Origin of the sequence: Paractinoplanes atraurantiacus, assembly GCF_900215205.1 — a bacterium.
In the GTDB taxonomy this organism is placed as follows: Bacteria; Actinomycetota; Actinomycetes; order Mycobacteriales; family Micromonosporaceae; genus Actinoplanes; species Actinoplanes atraurantiacus.
In genome coordinates this window covers 738,060-756,441 of record NZ_OBDY01000001.1, presented here as the reverse complement: position 1 = coordinate 756,441, position 18,382 = coordinate 738,060, and the positions used below count along the sequence as shown (strand labels likewise).

Below are 18,382 nucleotides of genomic sequence, written 5' to 3'. Positions count from 1 at the left end.
ACGCTATCGAAGGTCGGCGGCACGCGCCTCACCCATCAGCCGCTGCAGATCGGCGGCCCAGTCGGCGCTGCGGCGCACGGAGAGGTCGACCCGGTCGGCCAGGCGCCGCAGATTTCCGGCGTACGCGGGCAGGCCGGCGGCCGCGGTGTCGTCGGCCTCGATCGCCGCCCCGACGAGCTGGCCGGTCAGTTCGGCGCCGAGATGACCCAGACTTGCGACGTACGCGACGGTGCCCGCACTGACATTCCCCAGCCACCGGGAGAACGCCGTCTCCACCAACGAGAGCACCGACACGGTCCGGCCCGCGGCCACCCGCAGCAGCTCGATGATCCGGTTGATGCCCGGGCCGAGCCGGCCCAGCAACGCGTCGATCGTGGCGATGGCTTCGGTGACGTCGGCCGGCAGATGACGTACGACCGATGACCAGACGCCGTCCTCACGCAGAAAGAGCCGCGCTCGCCCGATCAGATCCCGCACCGACGCGGCGAACTGCTGCCAGGCCTCGCCCAGCCAGCCGGCCGTCTCCCGCACCAGGTCGGTGGCCTCACGGAACGCGCCCGCTGCGCTCTCAGCCGTCATGGCGCCGTCAGCGCTGCCACGCGTCGAGGGCGCCGTCACGGCCCCGCGCCAGCTCGGTGAGCGCGTCCCGCGCGTCGGCGACGAGCCGCTCGGTGTCGCCGGGCCCCGGCCGTTGCGGCCCGGTCTCGGCCCGGTCGATCCGCCCGCCGCGCACATGCAGCCGGAACAGGCCGCGCGGGCCGGCGATGACCCGGCTCGCCTGCTGCTCCCGCATCCGCTTGCCGGCCTCGTCGATCAGCCGGTAGGCCTCGGCTATGCGGCCGCGCGCGACATCAAGGGAGTCGCCCGGGCCGGCCGCCGCCACGCCCTCGTCCCGATCCTGAGGCGGGCCGCCCCGGCGCAGCAGCAACGGCACCAGAGCCGCTTTGGTCCGGGCCGATTCCAGGGCCTCGATCAGGCCGGCGGCCACGCCGTCCGGCCCCAGGGCCTCCCACCAGCCGGGCCGCAGTCCGATGTCGACGAAGCGGCCCACCGAGTCGACCACCGCCCAAGCGGTGCCCGTCCGGTCCGGGCCGGTGATGCGCTGGGTGTGACCCGGCATCGACTCGACATCGGACACGAACCGCCTCGCGTCGGCGAGGCGTACGTCGTTATCCGCTTTGCGTGGTGCATGGGCTTTACGTGGTGCATGGGCGAATGAGCTCACCGGCGCTCCCCCGATCTCCGGCTGACACCGAGAGTAGCGCAGAACCCGGCAACCATTCGACCCCACGAATACCCTCCGATCATCCGATCCGGGTCTTGATCAGGAGTTTCGCCTTCTGAGCAGCACCAGCAAGACCAGCCCGGCGATCAACAAGAGTGATCCAGTGATCACGATCAGCAATGGTGTTGCTGATTCCTCCTTCGTCGGCGCCGCCGCCTCGGCCACCCTCGCCGGCGCGGGGCTCACGCTTTTCGGCGCACGCTTCGCGGTCAGCGCGGCCAGCACATCGAGCTGCCCCGACCCGTACCGGTCGTCGCGGCCCTTCGGACCCCGATCGACGGCCGTGTCCATGATCCGATCGACGACCTCATCGGCCGGCATGTCCGGGAAACGCGCCCGGACCAGCGCCACCGCGCCGGCGACAATCGCCGACGAGACACTGGTGCCGTTCGTGACCGCGTACGCACCGCCCGGCCGAACCACCGGAATGTCGACGCCGTAGGCGACGACGTCCAGCTCGGGCCCATGGTTGGAAAAACCGGTGACCTTGTTGTCGCGGCCCACCGAGCCGACCGCGATCACCCCCGGATAGCGCGCCGGCTCACTGACACCCCGGTTCTCGTTGCCGGCCGCCGCGACCAGCACCACATCGGCGGCCGCGGCCTTGGCCACCGCCCGCTGCAACGTCCCGTCCGACGCCAACTCGAACGACATGTTGATCACCTTGGCGCCGTGCGCGATCGCCCACTCGATGCCCTCGACGACCAAAGCGTGGTCCATGACCGGCCTTATCGGCATGACCTTGCTCCGGGGCGCCACACCGAGAATCCCGGCCCCGTCACCGTGCCCGCGGCCGGCGATCAGGGCGGCCATGGCGGTGCCGTGCGGTCCGCTGGTCACATTGCCGGCAGGCTCGTCACGCGGTGTGTAGCGGCCACCGACGACGGCACCCTGAAGATCCCGGTGCCGGCCGTCGACGCCGGTGTCGATCACGGCCACGGTGACGCCGGCGCCGCCCCGGGCGAGGGTTTGCGCTCGGGCGAGCTGCATGGGCGCGAAGTACCACTGCCGGTCACGCCAGACGTCGGCTCGGGCCGGCACCCCACCGGCCAGCACGAGGAGCAGCGCGACCCCGCACACCGCCCCGATCCTGCTGCTCATCACGCGCCCACCCACGGATCCCGCCCTCCCAGGGGGAGCCCCCGACGCCCATTATGGACAAAAATCGCTAGATCACGTTCGTCGCCTGTGGACAACCCATGATTGTGGAAAACCTCAAGCGCTCACCCCGCGGTGGCCGATCACGTTCGGCCCCGGCTCATGCCTGTCGTGGTCCTCCCCGGGCGCGATCACGGGAGCAACGCCTTCGGCGACATGCCAGGCGCTGTCCGGATCGAACCCGGCCTGCCCGTCAGCGCTCCGCCCGCGACGGGCACCACCACCGTGCGCCTGCGCCATCCCACCGGCACCCGACTGATGACGCTCGGGTCCCACCGGGTCGTCCGGCAACCACGCCGGTCGCGGAACCCGACCCCCACCGGAGCCGCTGACACCGAACCGAGCGCTGGAGCCACCAACACCAGACCGAGCGCTGGAGCCACCAACACCAGGCCGAGCGCTGGAGCCACCAACACCAGGCCGAGCGCTGGAGCCACCGACGCCGGACCGAGCCGCCCTGGGCTGCGCCGCGAGCGGCCCGCCGATGGGCGAGCTCACCCCGTCGACTCCTCCGCTCACGCCTCCCACCGCGGAGTCGGAAACGCCGATCTGCTCGCCGGCGCCGGAGCCCGCGCGGCGATCGGATCGACCCCGGCGACCACCCGCGGCGGGAACACGGCCCGCAGCGCCGCCGACGCCGCGCCCACCCGCACCGGCGAGCTGCGGACCAGCGCCACCAACGGCCGACGCGGCCCGGCCGCCGCCGATCTCGCCACCCGCACGGCCAGCAGACCCGGCACGGCCGGCAACCCCCGCACGGCCAGCGGATTCCCCGCGGCCGACGGCTCCCGCACGGCCGGCTGCCCCGGTCGCACCACGGCCTACGCTTCCAGGCGGAACTGCACCCGGCCCCCCGCGCCCCGCCGATCCGGCGCCACCGCCGACACCCGGCACCCCACGCCCCGCCGATCCGATGCCACCGCCGACACCCGGCGCGCCGCGCTCGCCGATCACCGCGCCGGACGGCAGGGGCGTACGACCAGGCGCCCGTCCCGTCGCGGAAGCCGGTGGTACGGAACCCACCGGCGGCCGGCCCAGGCCACCGCCTCCGACGATCGGCCCTCCGCCCGCGCCCGGCAACAAACCTGGTACGACTTGAGGTCCCCCACCGGCACCCGGCAGCTGTGTTCCACCGCCCGGCACCGGTCCGGCCTCGCCGCCCACACCCGGCGGGTTGATCACGCCGGCCAGATCAGGACCGCCGACGCCGGTACCAACTCCGCTGCCCAAGCCGGCTCCGCCGCCCAAGCCAGCACCGCTCCCCAAGCCAGCACCGCTCCCCAAGCCAGCACCGCTCCCCAAGCCGGCACCGCTCCCCAAATCGGCCTCTGCGCCACCGACGCCGTCCGGCAGCGTCGCTTCGGCCCCGGGCAGCGGCGGCACTGGCTCGTGCGGCACCGGCACATCGATGCCGCCCGGCCCGAGTCGTGACGAGCCTCCACCGACCGGCGGCGGGGGCGGCCATTCCTTCACCCCTTCGATGCGAAACTCGAACGCGCTCGGCACCTTCAGCATTGCCACCGCGTCCGAGACCGCGCGCTCCGCGTTGATCATGTGTTGGCGGGCTTGTTCGTCGATCTCGTCCTCGGCGCTGTCGAACCAGCGCGGCACCACGTCGCTGCTCTTGTCCTTGTACCGCTCCCACAGCGGCCTGATCTGCTCTTTGGCCCCGGCCAGCGCGTTCAGGATGCTGTCCAGCCCGTTCGCCGTCGTGTCCGCGTCGGCCGACGCCGTCTCGAGCCGGGCGATCAGGTTGTCGAGCTGGTTGACGAAGGCCGCCGCCGACGCATTCTCCTCCGGCGGCCACGCCGCCACCAGGTCGGCCCGGGCCGCCTCCAGCGCTTCCTTCTCGCTGCGGACCGAACCCGCCAGCTGCCGCCACGCGCCCACCTGCGAGCGGGCCGTCGCGTCGTCCTCGTCCATGACCATCGACCACAGCCGGGGCGTGTTGTAGGCCGCCCAGTTGGTGCACCAGCTGCTGGTCAGCACGCCGTCGCTCATAGTGCCGGCCTCGACGTAACCGAGACCGCCGCCGCGTGCAACGCCCCGTTGACGTAGTCGACGCGTTCCTGGGCGGTCAGGTCGGTCCGGTCGAACATCGCGGCCACCGACGTCGCCGCGTCGGCGAGCACCCTGGCCGCGTACATGTATTCGACGATGTTCTCGGATGAGGCGCGCAGGCTGTCCGCGTACCTCTGCTTCGCGGCGTGCACGCCACCGCCCGCGTTGGTGGCGCCGAACCGTACGCCCGAATCGAGATAGACCCGGGCGTCGGAGTAGCCCGGCTCGATCGTCCGGGACGTGTCGTCGTGGACCTTGCCGGAAAATGCCGTCATGCCGTCGCTCTCGACGCGAATGCCGTCACCCACGGCCGCCTCCCCCGTAGTTACGTCGTCTCGCAACGCAACCAACGTAGCGACCGCTGTCGAACCGCGGCGGGCCGGAAAGACGGAAAGATCAGGAAAGAAGGCGCTGGACGGCCGCCGCGACCCGCTCATCGGTCGCGGTCAGAGCTATCCGTACGTGCTTCTCCGCCGCCGGGCCGTAGAACGCCCCCGGCGCCGCCAGGATCCCTCGCGAAGCGAGCCAGTCGACCGTCTGCCAGCTGTCCTCGCCGCGGGTCGACCACAGGTAGAGGCCCGCTTCCGAGTGGCTGATCTCAAAACCGGCTTTCACCAGGGCCGTACGGAGCGACTCGCGGCGTTCCGCGTACCGGGCGCGCTGCTCGTCCACGTGCGTCTCGTCGCCCAGCGCCGCGATCATGGCCGCCTGGACCGGCGCCGGAACGATCATGCCGGCGTGTTTGCGGACCGCCAGCAGCTCGCCGATCAGGGCCGGGTCGCCGCCCACGAAGCCGGCACGGTAGCCCGCGAGGTTGGACCGCTTGGACAGCGAGTGCACCGCGATCACGCCGGTGTAGTCGCCGCCGGTCACCGCGTCGTCGAGCACCGAGACCGGCTGCGTCTCCCAACCCAGCGACAGGTAGCACTCGTCGCTGGCGACCACGGCGCCGCGCTCGCGCGCCCAGTCGACGACCTTGCGCAGGTGCTCGGCCGGGAGGACCTTGCCGGTCGGGTTGGACGGCGAGTTGATCCAGATCAGCTTGACGCGCGGGGTGGGGCCGACCGCGGTCAGCGAGTCCGCGCGGATCACGGTCGCGCCGGCCAGGCGGACGCCCACCTCGTACGTCGGGTAGCAGACCGACGGGATCACCACGACGTCGCCCGGACCCACGCCGAGCAGTGTGGGCAGCCAGGCGACAAGCTCCTTGGAGCCGATCGTCGGCAGCACGCCCAGGGTGCCCGACGCGTTGCAGGCGCGGGCCAGCCACTCACCGATCGCCGCCCGCAGCGCCGGGGTGCCGGCGGTCAGCGGGTAGCCGGGAGCGTCCGACGCGTCCGCGAGGGCGCGCCGGATCAGCTCGGGTACCGCGTCGACCGGGGTGCCGACCGAGAGGTCGACGATCCCGTCGGGGTGAGCGGCGGCCTTGGCCTTGGCCGGCTCCAGGAGATCCCAGGGGAAGTCCGGCAGGGCCGCGGAGAGCGCGCTCAAGCCTTCGGCGGGAGGGCGACGATGAACGGCGAGTCCTTGTCGATCTTGCCGACCTTGGCCGCGCCGCCGGGCGAGCCGAGGTCTTCGAAGAACTCGTAGTTCGCGTTCGTGTAGTCCTTCCACTGCTCCGGGACGTCGTCCTCGTAGAAGATCGCCTCGACCGGGCAGACCGGCTCACAGGCCCCGCAGTCGACGCACTCATCGGGGTGGATGTAGAGCATCCGGTTGCCCTCGTAGATGCAGTCGACGGGGCATTCCTCGATGCATGCCTTGTCGAGCACATCGACGCACGGCTCAGCGATGATGTAGGTCACGGGTCTTTCCCTCCAAAGCCTCGCACGGCTCACCGCCGGCGACAGTTGCAGAGCCTAGTATCTCCGCCGGAGGAGGTGACACGTGCTCCGTCGGCAGGATGTGGGACACCGGGTGGTGGTACGCCGAATTGTAGGCGTTACCCCGGACCGGACGCTCTACACGGATGCCCTGGGTGAGCTGGTCGACCTCACGGACACCGATCTCACCATCGCCACCGCCAAGGGCACCGTCAAGGTGCCGTTGCGCGAGGTGCACCGGGCCAAGCGGGTGCCACCGGCCCGCCGCCCACCGGCCCGTGACGTCATCGACCTGGAGCTCGCCGCGAACGCCGCCTGGCCGGCTCCGGTGCAGGCCAGGCTGGGTGGCTGGATTCTGCGCGCGGCCGGCAACTGGACCGGCCGGGCCAATTCCGCGCTCGCCGTGGGCGACCCCGACCGCACTCTCGAGGCCGCCATCGACGCGGTCGCCGAGTGGTACGTGGCGCACGGCCAGCGCCCGCTGATCAACGCGCCGATGCCGCTGGCGGCGCCCGTGAACGCCGCCCTGGACGCCCGCGGGTGGACGTCGCGGCCGCTCACGCTCGTACAGACGACCCTCCTGTCTCCGCTGGTGTCCCGCCTGGAGGCCCGCACGGATCTGCCGCCGGTCGAGCTGGCCGACACGCCGGGCGACGACTGGTACGCCATGGTGGCCGAGCACAAGGGCACGTTGCCGGCCGACGCGGTGCGCATCCTCACCGGCACCGAGGAGGTCGTCTTCGCCCAGGTGCGCGACGCCGGGGGTGAGCTGCTCGCGGTCGCCCGGGGCGCGGTCACCGACCCGGGCCGCTGGCTGGGTGTCTCGTTGTTGCAGACGGCGCCGGCCGCCCGCCGTCGCGGCATCGCCCAGCAGGTGGTGCGTGCTCTCGCCCAGTGGGCGGCGCAGCACAACGCGACCCGCGCCTATCTGCAGGTCGAGGAGCGCAACACGCCCGCGGTGACGCTGTACGGCCGGATCGGCTTCTGCACCCACCACACGTACCTGACCCGCGAAGCGCCGCTCTAACGCCGAACGACCCGGCGGGGTTTGGCCTGCCGGGACTCGCTGTACGCCTTGAGCGAGCGCGACCGGTAGTCCTTGCCCAGCATCACGGCGACCCAGTATCCGACGAGCGTGCCGGCGATCGCGAAGCCGCTGTAGAGCCAGACCTGGGAGAAGAAGTTGCCGGCGCCGCTGGAGAACGGCTGGCCGCCGCTGATGAACGGTCCGACCAGGATCGTCAGCAGCATGCCGCCGACCGCGCCGAACACCAGGTCGGGCAGGAGCCACTCGGAGGGCCGTCGGCGCTGCGAGACGATGAACGTGTAGACCGCGATGACCAGGCCGATCAGCGCGAACATCATGATCGAGGCGCGGTTTTCGGCGCTGTCGTCACCGTCGAACACGAACCGGGTGAGCAACCGGGCCACCACATTGATCGCGAACAAGCCGACCGCCAGCGCCGCGGCCGGGAACCAGCGCTGCTGCCTCATTCTTCCTCCCCGCACACGAATCGTGGTTCGGGATCGTAGCGCCACGTGAACTTCTTGCGCTCGACCTCCCGGCCATCTTTGCGGATGACGCGCCATGCGTCCTGGGTGAAACCTGGGAGTCCGCTGCTAGTCAGGCACTTGGGCCCGTCCTCGCGGTGCACGGTCGGCGGGCTGGTGTGGTTGCGGCGCGGCCCGTAGACGGTCTTCACGCTGTCGTAGATCCGGGTGCCCCACATCGAGACGGTCACCGAGCGGCCCGTGGTCGCGGTGTCGATCAGGATCCCGTACGGCGTGGTGTTCTTGAACTTGAGATCGAGCGTCGGATAGAAGATCGTCGACTCAATCACCGCCGGGTAGCGCGAGAAGTAGAACGAGTGCGGCTTGTGCTCGACGTCTTGAAGGCCGGCGTAGTAGGCGGCGTTGAACAGCGTCGTCGTGAACTGCGAGGCGCCGCCGGCGACACCCGGTTCGAGCACGCCGTTGACGATCACCGGCGCGTCCTTGTAGCCGTTGTGATAGCCACGCTCGCCGGTGTGCCCGTTCAGCGAGAAGGTCTGTCCCGGTTTGACGATCGCGCCGTCGACCGCCTTGGCGATCGTGATGATGTTCTGGCTGCGCGGCGACTTCGCGCCACCGGTGAAGTAGGTGGTGAAGGTCGAGACCCGCTCCTTGATCCCGAGCCGGGCCAGCTCGGCGTCGGTCCCACTGGCCGGCGTGTCCTTCAGCGTCGCGGTGATCGTGCGCGGCGCGGGCTTCGGCAGCACGGCGAGCAGCTCGTCGCCGAGCTCGACGACCTTGCCGGGCGTACTCGCGACGATCTTCGGAGCCCCACCGGCCAGCGAGATCTTGGCCTGCTGGGCGGGCGTCTCGGCCTTGGCGAACTCCCGGGCGGCCGCCGCCCGCAGCTTCACCGCATCGATCGCCGGGGTCAGCCGCCCATCGGCGTCCGAGCGGAAGACCAGCCCTTTCGCGATGGCCGCCGGCGTCAGCTGAAACTTCACCGCCCCCACGGTCACGGTCACCGGCGCCGCCACCGCGGGCTTGGCGAGCCCGGCGATCAGCTCGTCGACCTGCGCTTTCGTGGTCACCGGAGTCCGCTCGACAAGCGGCACCACGGCCACGTCACCCACGGGCCACGCCGCGCGCACACTGTCCGCCGCAACCCCACGATCAAGGTCAAGACCCGCTTGGGGGTACGCCGCCACGGGAGCGACACCCGCAAAAGCGATGCCCGGCTTCTTCTTGGAGATCCGCCCACCCGGGATCTGCTTCCGCAGCGCTCCCTCGAGCTTCTTCTCATCGAGCCGCACCACCGGCGGGAGTCGCCTGCTTCCGAACAACCGCGGACCGCTTCCCACTGCCGCGTCGATGGTCGCCGGCACATCGATCATCAACCCCACGGCCGTCGCCTGAAGGGTCACCTCCCGGCCGTCAACATTGATCCGCACAGGCCGCGTGCTCCGCGTCGCCGCCTCAGCACCGACCAACACCGCGGCCTCAGCCCGCGACTTGCCACCGAGATCGATACCGAGAACCTCAGTACCGCGCGGAATGTCCCCCGCCATGGCATAGACGCCACTCGCAGCCATCGCTGAGGCAAGGACGACGACGACCCCACCGGCAACCAGCCAGCGCACCTTCGCGCGCGATCCCGCCGGCTCCGGCACGGCGTCGGGCTCCTCGGCGGCCGGCTCCGCGACCGCGGACGGGGTTTCCGGGCTGGACTTCACGCGCGCTCACCTCACCACTCGGCGCGGGAAGCCCCGCGAATCGCCCGGCCGATGAAATCAGCCGATCTCGATTCGTTCTTACGCCATGCGGCGGTCACCGGTTCACCCGGTCCCGCCCGGCGGACCGGGCGGGATCAGGATGACGCGCGAGGATGCCGTCAGGGAAGGGTGCGCTTCAAGATCAAGCGATAGGAGTACACCGCGTACGTCAGGCTGCCGACCAGGATCATCACCAGGGCGATCCAGTTCTCGCCGCCCAGCAGGTAGTCGCCCTCGCTCGTGCGCACGCCGGCCGCCAGCAGCATCATCAGCGTCCACAGGGCCCAGGGCGGGCCGAGCGCCCACTTGCGCCGCGTGGTCGTGACCGCGAACCAGGCGATGCCGTAATTCAGCACCGCGGCCAGCACCACCGACAAGCCGAGCAGCGGGCCGCCGCCGGAGCCGATCGCGTCGCCGCTCCAGACCGACACCAGGTCGCCCGCGCGCAGCGTGGTCAGCAGCAGCTCGAACACCCCGGTCACGAACGACGCCAGGATGGCCACCACGAGGCCACCCCAGCGGATCAGCGACTCGTAGCCGGCCCACGGCTCCCGCCCCGGCGTGACCTCGACGGTCGGCCGCTGGTCGCCGGGCGCGACGTCGGCCGTCGTCTCGTCGCCGTCCGTCTGTGAAGCGCTCACCGCGGTCTCCTCGTGCGAAGCGGCACGGGCCGCCGGGACCCGGGCGCCCGTGTCCGCGCGGCTCATCGGGCCGAGCTCTCCGACGCCGCGGACGGCTGCTCGAGGCCGAGGCCGCCGAACAGGTCGCTCTCCCAGCCGTGCGGGCCCTCGCCGGGGCCGCGCTCGCCCTTGGCGATCGTGTAGTACTCCACGCCCATGAACTCGCCGCCGAAGTCGCCGGCGATGCCGTAGAGCCACGAGTTGTCGGGGATCTGGGTGGCGTGGGCGCGCATGGCCGCCACCTTCTGCTGGTAGTGGTCGGTGCCGTCCATCCGGGCCGCGATCTCGTCGTCGGGGTGGCCGAACGGCAGGTCCTCGACGCGCTCGACGTCGGCGAACGGGTTGTCGGAGAGCTCGCGGAACGCCTCCATGCCGTCGCGCAGGACGCTGAGCGGCATCGCGGTCCAGTAGATCTTCTGCGGGCCCTCGTCGCCGGCCAGCTCGGCCGCCCGCATCGCCACCCGGTGGGCCTGGATGTGGTCGGGATGGCCGTAGAAGCCGTTCGGGTCGTACGTGATCATGACCTGCGGCCGGATCTCGCGGATGATCTCGAGGAGCATCCCGGCCGCCTCGTCGAGGTCGGCCTGCCAGAAGGCCCGCGGGTTGTCGTTGGTGGGCAGGCCCATCATCCCGGAGTCGCGGTAGCGGCCGGCCCCGCCGAGAAAGCGGTGGTCGGTCACCCCCAGCGCGGCGCAGGCGCGCTCGAGCTCGACGATGCGGTAGCCGCCGAGCTGATCGGCCTGTGCGGCCTCGAGCTGGGCCAGCGCGGGGACGTGGATCTCGCCCTCCTCGCCGAGGGTGCAGGTCACGAGCGTCACGTGGGCGCCGGACGCGGCGTAGTGGGCCATGGTGGCGCCGGTGCCGGTGACCTCGTCGTCGGGGTGGGCGTGCACCAGCAGCAGCCGGCGTGCGGGCAGGGCGTCAGTCACGGGCGCAACTCTACGCGGGACGTCGGAGGAGGTTTCGCGACGCCGGGCTGCCCGTTTGGGGCGCGGGAAGGCTATGTGATCAGCGATGCTGTCCAGGTGGACTACCCCGGACTCGCGGAGCGCACCGGTCACTTCCGCTACGGCGCGCCGTACGCGGTGACGGTCGGCGGGGACGGCGCACGGGTGGCCTTCCTCCGCTCGTCGGGCCCCGAGGATCCGTACGGCAAACTCTGGGTCTTGAATGTGGCCACCGCCACCGAGACGCTCGTCTCGGCGAAACCCGTGACCTCGTACGCGGTCGATCGTGACTGCCGGACCGCGGCTTTCGTCTTCGACGGGCGGCTCTGCCGGGCCGATCTGGTCGGCGGCGGCGTCGAGCATGTGGCGACCGAGGGGCCGGTCGAGGATCCGCGGCCCGATCCGGCCGGGCTCCGCATCGGATATGTGACCTGGCAGGACGGCACCGCCTCGCTGCGGGTGGCCGGGCCCGAGGGCGATCGGCTGCTGGCCGGCGAGCCGGGCAGCGCCTGGCGTGAGCACGGCGGGTCGATCTCGTGGGGCGTTCCCGACGATGCGGCCGTACGCTTCGGCCGGCGGCGCGGCTGGTGGTGGGCACCGGACGGCGGCCAGATCCTCGCCGCCCGCACGGCCGCCTCGACCAGCCTGCACCTGCTCGACCTGGACTACGGCTGGGTCGACGTGCATTGGGACCGGGAGACTTATCCGTACGTGGTGAACGTGCGCTGGGCCGACAGCGGTGGCCCCCTGATCACCGTGCTGCGCCGCATGCAGCAGCACGGCCTGGTGCTGGCGATCGATCCGCGCACCGGTGAGACCCAGGTGCACGCCGAGCTGGCCGACGCGCGCTGGGTCGAGCCGGTGGCCGGCACGCCGCGTCATCTGCCCGACGGCCGGGTGCTGGTCGGCGGCGAGCTGGCCCACGACGGCTTCGACGCGCGCTGCCTGTTCGCCGACGGCAGCCTGCTGACCCCGCCCGGCCTCTACGTGCGGCGGGTCGTCGGCTCGGTGCCCCGTCCGGGCGGGCCGTCGAGCGCGCCCGATCTGATCGTCGAGGGCACCGAGGGCGACCCGTGGAGTCAGGACGTCTTCCGCGTGCGCACGTCGCTCGGCGGCGGTGGGGCCGAGGCCAAGAAGATCACCCCGGCTCCCGGATGGCACCGGGCGGAGTCCGGCGGGGACGTCCTCGTCCTCGACGGCGAGGTGTGGCGCGGCGAAGCCCACGTCACCACCCTGCGCAGCCTGGCCGCTCAGCCGCCGGCCACGAGCCCGCCGGTTCTCGAGCGCGTGACCGATCGCCGGCTGCCGGCGTCGGTGCGCTACCCGGCGGCCCACGTCAGCGGAGCCCGGCTGCCGGTGCTGGTCACGCTCGGCGACGGTCCCGGCCGGCAGCAGGTGGTGCACGACCCGCTGACCTGGCCCGAGAAGCAGTGGTGGGCCGACTCCGGCTTCGCCGTCGTCACGATCGACGGCCGGGGTACGCCGGGTGTCGCACCCAGCTTCGAGAAGGTCGTCCACCGCCGGCTGGTCGACGTGTCGCTGGCCGATCAGGTGGACGCCCTGTACGCGCTGGTCGGCAAGCATCCCGACCTCGACCTGTCGACGGTGGCCGTGCGCGGCGCCGGGCTCGGCGGCTGGCTGGCGGCGATGGCGGTGCTGCGCCGGCCCGACGTCTTCCACCGCGGCGTGGCCCGCTCGCCGGTGCTCGACTGGCACGACCTGCCGGTCGCGTTCGCCGAGCGCTACCTCGGTGACCGGCACGACTCGGCCGACGTCTACGCCCACCACAGCCTGCTCGGCGCCGAGCCGACCGAGTCCCTGCTGGTCGTGGGCGCTTCCCTGACCGGCTTCCGCTCTGTGGAGTCGGCCACGCTCGACGAGGAGCTCGCGTTCCTGCGCTGAAACTTGTCGCACCCGTCCCCTAGGGTCGGTTCATGAGCCACTTCGATGAGGCGTCCGCCGCGGTGCAAGCCGCGCTGGACGCCGGTGCCCGTTACGCCGACTGCCGCGTCATGCTGCGGCGCACCGAGTCGATGACCGCCCGCGACGGCGACGTGGAGGAGCTCGGCACGGGCGAGAGCGCGGGTCTCGGCGTGCGGGCCCTGGTCGGCTCGAGCTGGGGCTTCTACGCCGTTCCCGACCTGTCCGAGTCGGCGGCGCGGGCGGCCGGCCGCCGCGCGGCGCAGATCGCCACGGCCAGCGCCACGGTCCCCGGCCCGCCGGTCGATCTGGTGCCGGGCGACGCCGTCGAGGCGAGCTGGGCCAGCTCGTGCGAGGTCGACCCGCTCGAGGTCGGCCTCTCCACCAAGGGCGACCTGCTGGTGAGCGCGACCGCCGCCGCCAAGCAGGCCGGCGCCGACCTGGCCGAGGGCATCTACCAGATCTGGGACACCCGCAAATGGTTCGTCTCCAGCGAGGGTCACCGCATCGACCAGCACATCCGCGAGTGCGGCGCCGGCGTCACCGCCAGCGCGTACGGCGACGGCGAGATCCAGCGCCGGTCCTGGCCTTCTCACCGCGGGCAGTACGGCACGAGCGGCTGGGAGCTGGTCGACGGCCTCGACCTGGTCGGCAACGCGCCGCGGATGGCCGACGAGGCCCGCGCCCTGCTGACCGCGCCGCTGTGCCCGCCCGGCGAGACCACGCTGGTGCTCGGCGGCGAGCAGCTGGCGCTGCAGATCCACGAGTCGGTGGGGCACGCCATCGAGCTCGACCGCATCCTGGGCTGGGAGGCGGCGTTCGCCGGCACCAGCTGGCTCGACCTGAAACAGCTGGGCTCGCTGCGCTACGGCTCCGAGCTGATGAACATCACCATCGACCCGGGCATCCCGGGCGCGCTGGGCAGCTTCGGCTTCGACGACGAGGGCACACCGGCGACCAAGCGCGACGCGGTCCGCGACGGCATCTGGGTGGGTGTGCTGGCCGGGCGCGACTCGGCCGCGGTGGCCGGCCTCGACTACGCGGGCAGCGTCCGGTCCGACGGCTGGTCCCGGCTGCCGATGGTCCGGATGACCAATGTGGGCCTCGAGCCCGGCCCGCACACGCTCGACGAGATCATCGCGTCGACCGACGACGGCGTGTTCATGGACATCAACCGGTCCTGGTCGATCGACGACCGGCGGCTCAACTTCCAGTTCGGCTGCGAGATCGGCTACGAGATCAAGAACGGGAAGCTCGGCCGCATGCTGCGCAACCCGACCTACACCGGCATCGGCCCGAAATTCTGGCAGTCGATGGACATGCTCTCCTCCGAGACCATCGCCTGGGGCACGCCCAACTGCGGCAAGGGCCAGCCCGGCCAGGTGGGTCACACCGGCCATCCGGCCGCTCCGGCCCGGTTCACCAACGTACGTGTGGGGGTGCGCGGATGACCGCGGAGATCGTCCGGACGGGGGCCGAGCTCGAGCTCGCGGCCCGCGTCATCGAGCTGGTCCGCGAGGTCGCGGGCCCGGCCGCCGAGGCCGAGGTGACGGTGCGCCACGACGCCGAGGCGCTGACCCGGTTCGCCAACTCGGCCATCCATCAGAACGTGGCCGAGGCGACCACGACCATCCGGCTCCGCCTCCACCTGGACGGCCGCTCGGCGAGCAGCTCGACCACAGTGGTCGAGCCGGCCGGCCTGCGCGGGCTGGTCGAGCGCACGGTGACGGCGGCGCGGCTGAGCCCGCCCGACACGACGTGGCCCGGCCTGACCCGGCCGGCGCCGCTGCACGGGTCGGCCGGTCATCACGGCTCGGGTCCGCGTTCGGGTCTCGACTTCGGCTTCGACGAGGCGACCGCGAGGGCGACGCCGGCCGAGCGGGCCGAGCGGGTGCGCGATTTCGTGCGCGCGGCGGACGGGCTGGAAACAGCGGGTTATTGCCGTACGACGTACACGTCCGCCGCCTTCGCCAACAGCGCCGGGCAGGCCGTCGAGGGCCGCACGGCCGAGGCGGCGATGGACGGCATCGCCCGGCTGAACGGGGACGACGGCGTGGCCCGGCTGGCCGGCGGCCGCCTGGCCGGGCTGGACGGTGCCGCGCTCGGTGCGCGGGCGGCGGCCAAGGCGAGGGCGGCGCAGGGCCCGATCGAGCTGCCGCCGGGCCGGTACGAGGTGGTGCTCGAGCCGGAGGCGGTGGCCGACCTGCTCGACAACTTCGCGGTGTTCGGGTTCAACGGCAAGGCGTTCGCGCAGAAACAGTCGTTCGCCGAGCTCGAGGCCGAGCAGTTCGACCCGGCGGTGACCATCGTGGACGAGCCGCTGGGCAGCCGCTCGGAACCGGCCGCGGGCCTGCCGTTCGACGTCGAGGGCACTCCGCGCGAGTCGCTGGTGCTGGTGCGCGACGGCGTGACCAAGGCGGTGGCCCACGACCGGGCCTCGGCCGCCGACGCGGGCACGGCGTCCACCGGCCACGCGTCGCCGACGTCGCGCTCGTGGGGCCCGATGGCCACTCACATGCGACTCGAGGCGGCCCCGGCCGCGACCGAGCCCGAGGTGCCACCGGCGGGCCCCGACAGCCCGATCGCCGAGTCGGCCCGCCCGCTGGTGTCCCGCATGGAGCGCGGCTTGCTGATCACCGACTTCTGGTACACGAGGGTCCTCGACCAGAAAGCCCTGATCATCACCGGCCTGACCCGCAACGGCGTCTGGCTGATCGAGAACGGCCAACTGGTGGCGCCGGTGAGCAACATGCGCTTCACCCAGTCGTACCCCCAGGCCCTGGCCCCGGGCGCGATCCGCGGCATCGGCAGCGAGTCCATCCTGCTGCCCGACCGCTGGTCCGGCACCCGCTACGCGGCCCCCGCCCTCCACCTGGCCAGCTGGAACCTGACCGGCAACGCCTCCGGCTGAGCCGGCCCCACGCCCGGCCGGCCACCCGCCTTGCGGACCGGAGCACCAGGCCGGGCTGGACTTTCGGCCGGGCGGCGCGCCTGCTCGGCCGAGAGTTCGGCCGGGCGGCGCGCTTGGCCGGGCGGCGCGCTTGGCCGGGCGGCGCGCTTGGCCGGGCGGCGCGCTTGGCCGGGCGGTGGCATTGACCGGCGTGTTTCACTGAGCCGGTGAGCGAAACGCCGCGCGAACCGGATTCCGGCGGCCGGCCGGCCGACAGTGGCGCGCCGGGCGACCCGGGGCCGGCCGACTACCCCACGCCCGCCTCCGGCTTTCCCGTCATCTCACCCAGCGCCCCTTCTCCCGCGTCCACGTCCGGGTTCCCGTCTCCTTCCGCGTCGGCCCCGGGCTCTCCCCCGGCCGGTTCTTCCGCGTCGGCCCCGGGCCCTCCCCCGGCCGGTTCTTCCGCGTCCGCCTCGGGCCCTCCCTCGGCAGGCCCTTCCGCGGCGACCTCCGGGCCGTCCTCTCCCTCGGCAGGATCTTCGGCGGACGAGGCGGCGGCGGGAATTGGCGGAACCGCGCCTGCGGGAGGGGCGTCGGCCGGCGGATCTTCGGGTGGCGCAACGTCGGGCGGCGCAACGTCCGGCGGCGCAATGTCGGGTGGCGCGACGTCCGGCGGCGCGACGTCGGGTGGTGGGGCGTCGGGTGGTGGGGCGTCGGGTGGTGGGGCGTCGCAGGACTTTTCGACTGGACGGGCCTCGCCGGCGAGCTTTCGGGGGCGGCGGATGTTCGGGCTGGCGCCCGCGGGCGGTGGGGCCAGGGCCCGCCGGCGGCGGCAGTGGTTCGTGGCCGGCATCTCCATCGGGGCGGCGATCGTGGTCATCGCGATCTGTGTGGGTGCGCTTGCGGTCGTCGACGCGATCGACGGCGTACGGGATCAAGCCTCTGACGCCCGTGAGGTGCGGCAGTCGCGGGACGACAGCTGCCTCGGCCTCGAGCGCCGGCTCAACAAGCTCGTGCCGCCGGGCGCCACCACCAGCCCGCCCGCACGGGCCACCGCCATCCGGAACGAGAACTCGGCAGTACGGATCTTCGTCGGTGAGGTGCCGGCGGCCGAGGACCAGGACGACTGGCGGCAGCTGCTCGACGCCCGGGCCGTCTTCGCCGACGCTCTCGACCGGCAGGCCAAGACCAGCGCCCCGGCCTTCTACGTCGCCCCGCGCAACCCGGACGGTGAGCCGGTCGCCGACGATCTCGTCGATTCCTCGCCGGCCGCCTGCGCCGGTTCGATCCGCCGGCTCGCGACACCGGAACTGTGATTCGTCCTATTTGCGCACCTCGACGCGTACACCGCAAGATCCATTAACGCTTTTGATCTTGTCGATGTGATCGGGGTCTAATTTTGTGATCCATACCGCATCCCTGAGCGCGAAACTGTCTGACCCCCGGCGTAACGTGTGCTCCACATCACGGCGGCTGCCGGGCCTCCCCGCTCGTTGACAGCCGGGTCATATGGACAGGCACGATCAGGAGAGCGAATGACGACGACGGCAACGAGGCCGGGCTCGGGCCGGTCACGCGCGGCCATCATGGCGAAGACGTTGCGCACCGACCGATGGTGGCTTCCACCGCTGATCACCTTCGTGGGGCTCGCGGCCTGGGTCACCTACGCGACGGTCCGCGTCTTCATGCACAAGTGGTTCTTCGTCGAGGACTATCACTACCTCACGCCGTTCTACTCACCCTGCCTCACCGATCGGTGCCCGTCCGAGGCGGCGCTGTTCGGCACCCCGCTGCCCAGCTTCTGGCTGATCCCCGAGGCCGCCTTCACGCTGCCGTTCCTGCTGCTGTTCCGGCTGACCTGCTACTACTACCGCAAGGCGTACTACCGCGCCTTCTGGCTCTCGCCGCCGGCCTGCGCCGTGCCCGACGGCCACAGCAAATACTCCGGCGAGACCCGGTTCCCGCTGATCTTCCAGAACGCCCATCGGTACGCGTTCTACGCCGCCGTCATCATCTCGGTGATCAACACATGGGACGCGATCATCGCCTTCCACAGCCCGGGCGGCGGGTTCGGCTTCGGCCTCGGCAACGTCATCCTGGTCGGCAACGTGGTGATGCTCTGGGCGTACACGTTGTCCTGCCACTCCTGCCGGCACATCGCCGGCGGCCGCCTCAAGCACTTCTCGAAACACCCGGTGCGCTATCGGTTCTGGACCTTCGTGTCCAAGCTGAACACGCGCCACATGCAACTGGCCTGGATCACCCTCGGCACCCTCGCGCTGACTGACTTCTACGTCATGGCCGTGTCCGCCGACTGGTTCTCCGACCTGCGGTTCGTCGGCTAGGGGGCGGCGC

At 71.9% G+C, this 18,382-nt stretch carries 17 protein-coding genes; 6 read left to right on the top strand and 11 right to left on the bottom strand.

The genetic code is table 11. From position 1 onward, the window contains the following. Positions 1-3 precede the first annotated feature (3 nt). The 7 genes from CRP55_RS03585 to fdxA form a co-directional block, all read right to left on the bottom strand. A complete protein-coding gene (locus CRP55_RS03585; RefSeq protein ID WP_143234387.1) occupies positions 4-579 on the bottom strand; it encodes a hypothetical protein in 576 nt (191 codons plus the stop codon). Positions 580-586: 7 nt separating this feature from the next. Further along, on the bottom strand, positions 587-1,138 hold the full coding sequence (locus CRP55_RS03580) for a hypothetical protein (protein ID WP_097317969.1): 552 nt from the start codon (positions 1,136-1,138) through the stop codon (positions 587-589). Positions 1,139-1,324: 186 nt separating this feature from the next. Beyond that, on the bottom strand, positions 1,325-2,386 hold the full coding sequence (locus CRP55_RS03575; protein ID WP_097317968.1) for a S8 family peptidase: 1,062 nt from the start codon (positions 2,384-2,386) through the stop codon (positions 1,325-1,327). Positions 2,387-2,500: 114 nt separating this feature from the next. Next, on the bottom strand, positions 2,501-4,444 hold the full coding sequence (locus tag CRP55_RS51945; protein WP_143234385.1) for a hypothetical protein: 1,944 nt from the start codon (positions 4,442-4,444) through the stop codon (positions 2,501-2,503). After that, a complete protein-coding gene (locus CRP55_RS03560; RefSeq protein ID WP_143234383.1) occupies positions 4,441-4,845 on the bottom strand; it encodes a hypothetical protein in 405 nt (134 codons plus the stop codon). Before CRP55_RS03560 ends, CRP55_RS51945 begins: the two co-directional genes overlap by 4 nt. Positions 4,846-4,900: 55 nt before the next feature. Then, complete coding sequence (gene dapC, locus CRP55_RS03555) at positions 4,901-5,995, bottom strand: succinyldiaminopimelate transaminase (RefSeq protein WP_218854031.1); 1,095 nt, start codon at positions 5,993-5,995, stop codon at positions 4,901-4,903. Next, positions 5,992-6,309 (bottom strand): ferredoxin, encoded by a 318-nt coding sequence (gene fdxA, locus CRP55_RS03550; protein WP_218854020.1) that lies wholly within the window; start codon positions 6,307-6,309, stop codon positions 5,992-5,994. Before fdxA ends, dapC begins: the two co-directional genes overlap by 4 nt. Before the next feature lie 82 nt (positions 6,310-6,391). On the opposite strand from fdxA, the gene CRP55_RS03545 reads away from it, so the two are divergent. Then, positions 6,392-7,354 (top strand): GNAT family N-acetyltransferase, encoded by a 963-nt coding sequence (locus CRP55_RS03545; RefSeq protein ID WP_097317963.1) that lies wholly within the window; start codon positions 6,392-6,394, stop codon positions 7,352-7,354. Here the strand turns inward: CRP55_RS03545 and CRP55_RS03540 are convergent. From CRP55_RS03540 to mshB, 4 genes are all read right to left on the bottom strand, one after another. Then, complete coding sequence (locus CRP55_RS03540) at positions 7,351-7,821, bottom strand: hypothetical protein (protein WP_097317962.1); 471 nt, start codon at positions 7,819-7,821, stop codon at positions 7,351-7,353. The genes CRP55_RS03545 and CRP55_RS03540 overlap by 4 nt on opposite strands. Then, positions 7,818-9,551, bottom strand: coding sequence for a VanW family protein (locus tag CRP55_RS03535; protein WP_097317961.1), 1,734 nt, complete (start codon positions 9,549-9,551; stop codon positions 7,818-7,820). Before CRP55_RS03535 ends, CRP55_RS03540 begins: the two co-directional genes overlap by 4 nt. 158 nt (positions 9,552-9,709) lie before the next feature. Then, positions 9,710-10,297: a hypothetical protein gene (locus CRP55_RS03530; RefSeq protein WP_245922761.1), complete on the bottom strand. Its 588-nt coding sequence runs from the start codon at positions 10,295-10,297 to the stop codon at positions 9,710-9,712. Next, a complete protein-coding gene (gene mshB, locus CRP55_RS03525; RefSeq protein ID WP_097317960.1) occupies positions 10,294-11,199 on the bottom strand; it encodes an N-acetyl-1-D-myo-inositol-2-amino-2-deoxy-alpha-D-glucopyranoside deacetylase in 906 nt (301 codons plus the stop codon). The genes CRP55_RS03530 and mshB overlap by 4 nt, the downstream gene beginning before the upstream one ends. 156 nt (positions 11,200-11,355) lie before the next feature. Between mshB and CRP55_RS03520 the strand changes: the two genes are divergently transcribed. From CRP55_RS03520 to sdhC, 5 genes are all read left to right on the top strand, one after another. Continuing rightward, on the top strand, positions 11,356-13,119 hold the full coding sequence (locus tag CRP55_RS03520; protein WP_438865761.1) for a prolyl oligopeptidase family serine peptidase: 1,764 nt from the start codon (positions 11,356-11,358) through the stop codon (positions 13,117-13,119). A gap of 32 nt (positions 13,120-13,151) precedes the next feature. Next, positions 13,152-14,588: a TldD/PmbA family protein gene (locus CRP55_RS03515; RefSeq protein WP_097317958.1), complete on the top strand. Its 1,437-nt coding sequence runs from the start codon at positions 13,152-13,154 to the stop codon at positions 14,586-14,588. Continuing rightward, positions 14,585-16,048: a TldD/PmbA family protein gene (locus CRP55_RS03510; protein ID WP_097317957.1), complete on the top strand. Its 1,464-nt coding sequence runs from the start codon at positions 14,585-14,587 to the stop codon at positions 16,046-16,048. Before CRP55_RS03515 ends, CRP55_RS03510 begins: the two co-directional genes overlap by 4 nt. A gap of 761 nt (positions 16,049-16,809) precedes the next feature. After that, positions 16,810-17,343 (top strand): hypothetical protein, encoded by a 534-nt coding sequence (locus tag CRP55_RS52745; protein ID WP_179854997.1) that lies wholly within the window; start codon positions 16,810-16,812, stop codon positions 17,341-17,343. Positions 17,344-17,562: 219 nt separating this feature from the next. Next, a complete protein-coding gene (gene sdhC / locus CRP55_RS03500; protein WP_097317956.1) occupies positions 17,563-18,372 on the top strand; it encodes a succinate dehydrogenase subunit SdhC in 810 nt (269 codons plus the stop codon). Positions 18,373-18,382 lie beyond the last annotated feature (10 nt).

Bases quoted from the DNA above. Each gene is read 5' to 3' on its own strand.
- CRP55_RS03585 (WP_143234387.1), bottom strand. From the start codon at position 579: ATGACGGCTGAGAGCGCAGCGGGCGCGTTCCGTGAGGCCACCGACCTG.
- CRP55_RS03575 (WP_097317968.1), bottom strand. From the start codon at position 2,386: ATGAGCAGCAGGATCGGGGCGGTGTGCGGGGTCGCGCTGCTCCTCGTG.
- CRP55_RS51945 (WP_143234385.1), bottom strand. From the start codon at position 4,444: ATGAGCGACGGCGTGCTGACCAGCAGCTGGTGCACCAACTGGGCGGCC.
- CRP55_RS03540 (WP_097317962.1), bottom strand. From the start codon at position 7,821: ATGAGGCAGCAGCGCTGGTTCCCGGCCGCGGCGCTGGCGGTCGGCTTG.
- CRP55_RS03530 (WP_245922761.1), bottom strand. From the start codon at position 10,297: ATGAGCCGCGCGGACACGGGCGCCCGGGTCCCGGCGGCCCGTGCCGCT.
- CRP55_RS03515 (WP_097317958.1), top strand. From the start codon at position 13,152: ATGAGCCACTTCGATGAGGCGTCCGCCGCGGTGCAAGCCGCGCTGGAC.
- CRP55_RS03510 (WP_097317957.1), top strand. From the start codon at position 14,585: ATGACCGCGGAGATCGTCCGGACGGGGGCCGAGCTCGAGCTCGCGGCC.
- CRP55_RS52745 (WP_179854997.1), top strand. From the start codon at position 16,810: ATGTTCGGGCTGGCGCCCGCGGGCGGTGGGGCCAGGGCCCGCCGGCGG.
- sdhC (WP_097317956.1), top strand. From the start codon at position 17,563: ATGACGACGACGGCAACGAGGCCGGGCTCGGGCCGGTCACGCGCGGCC.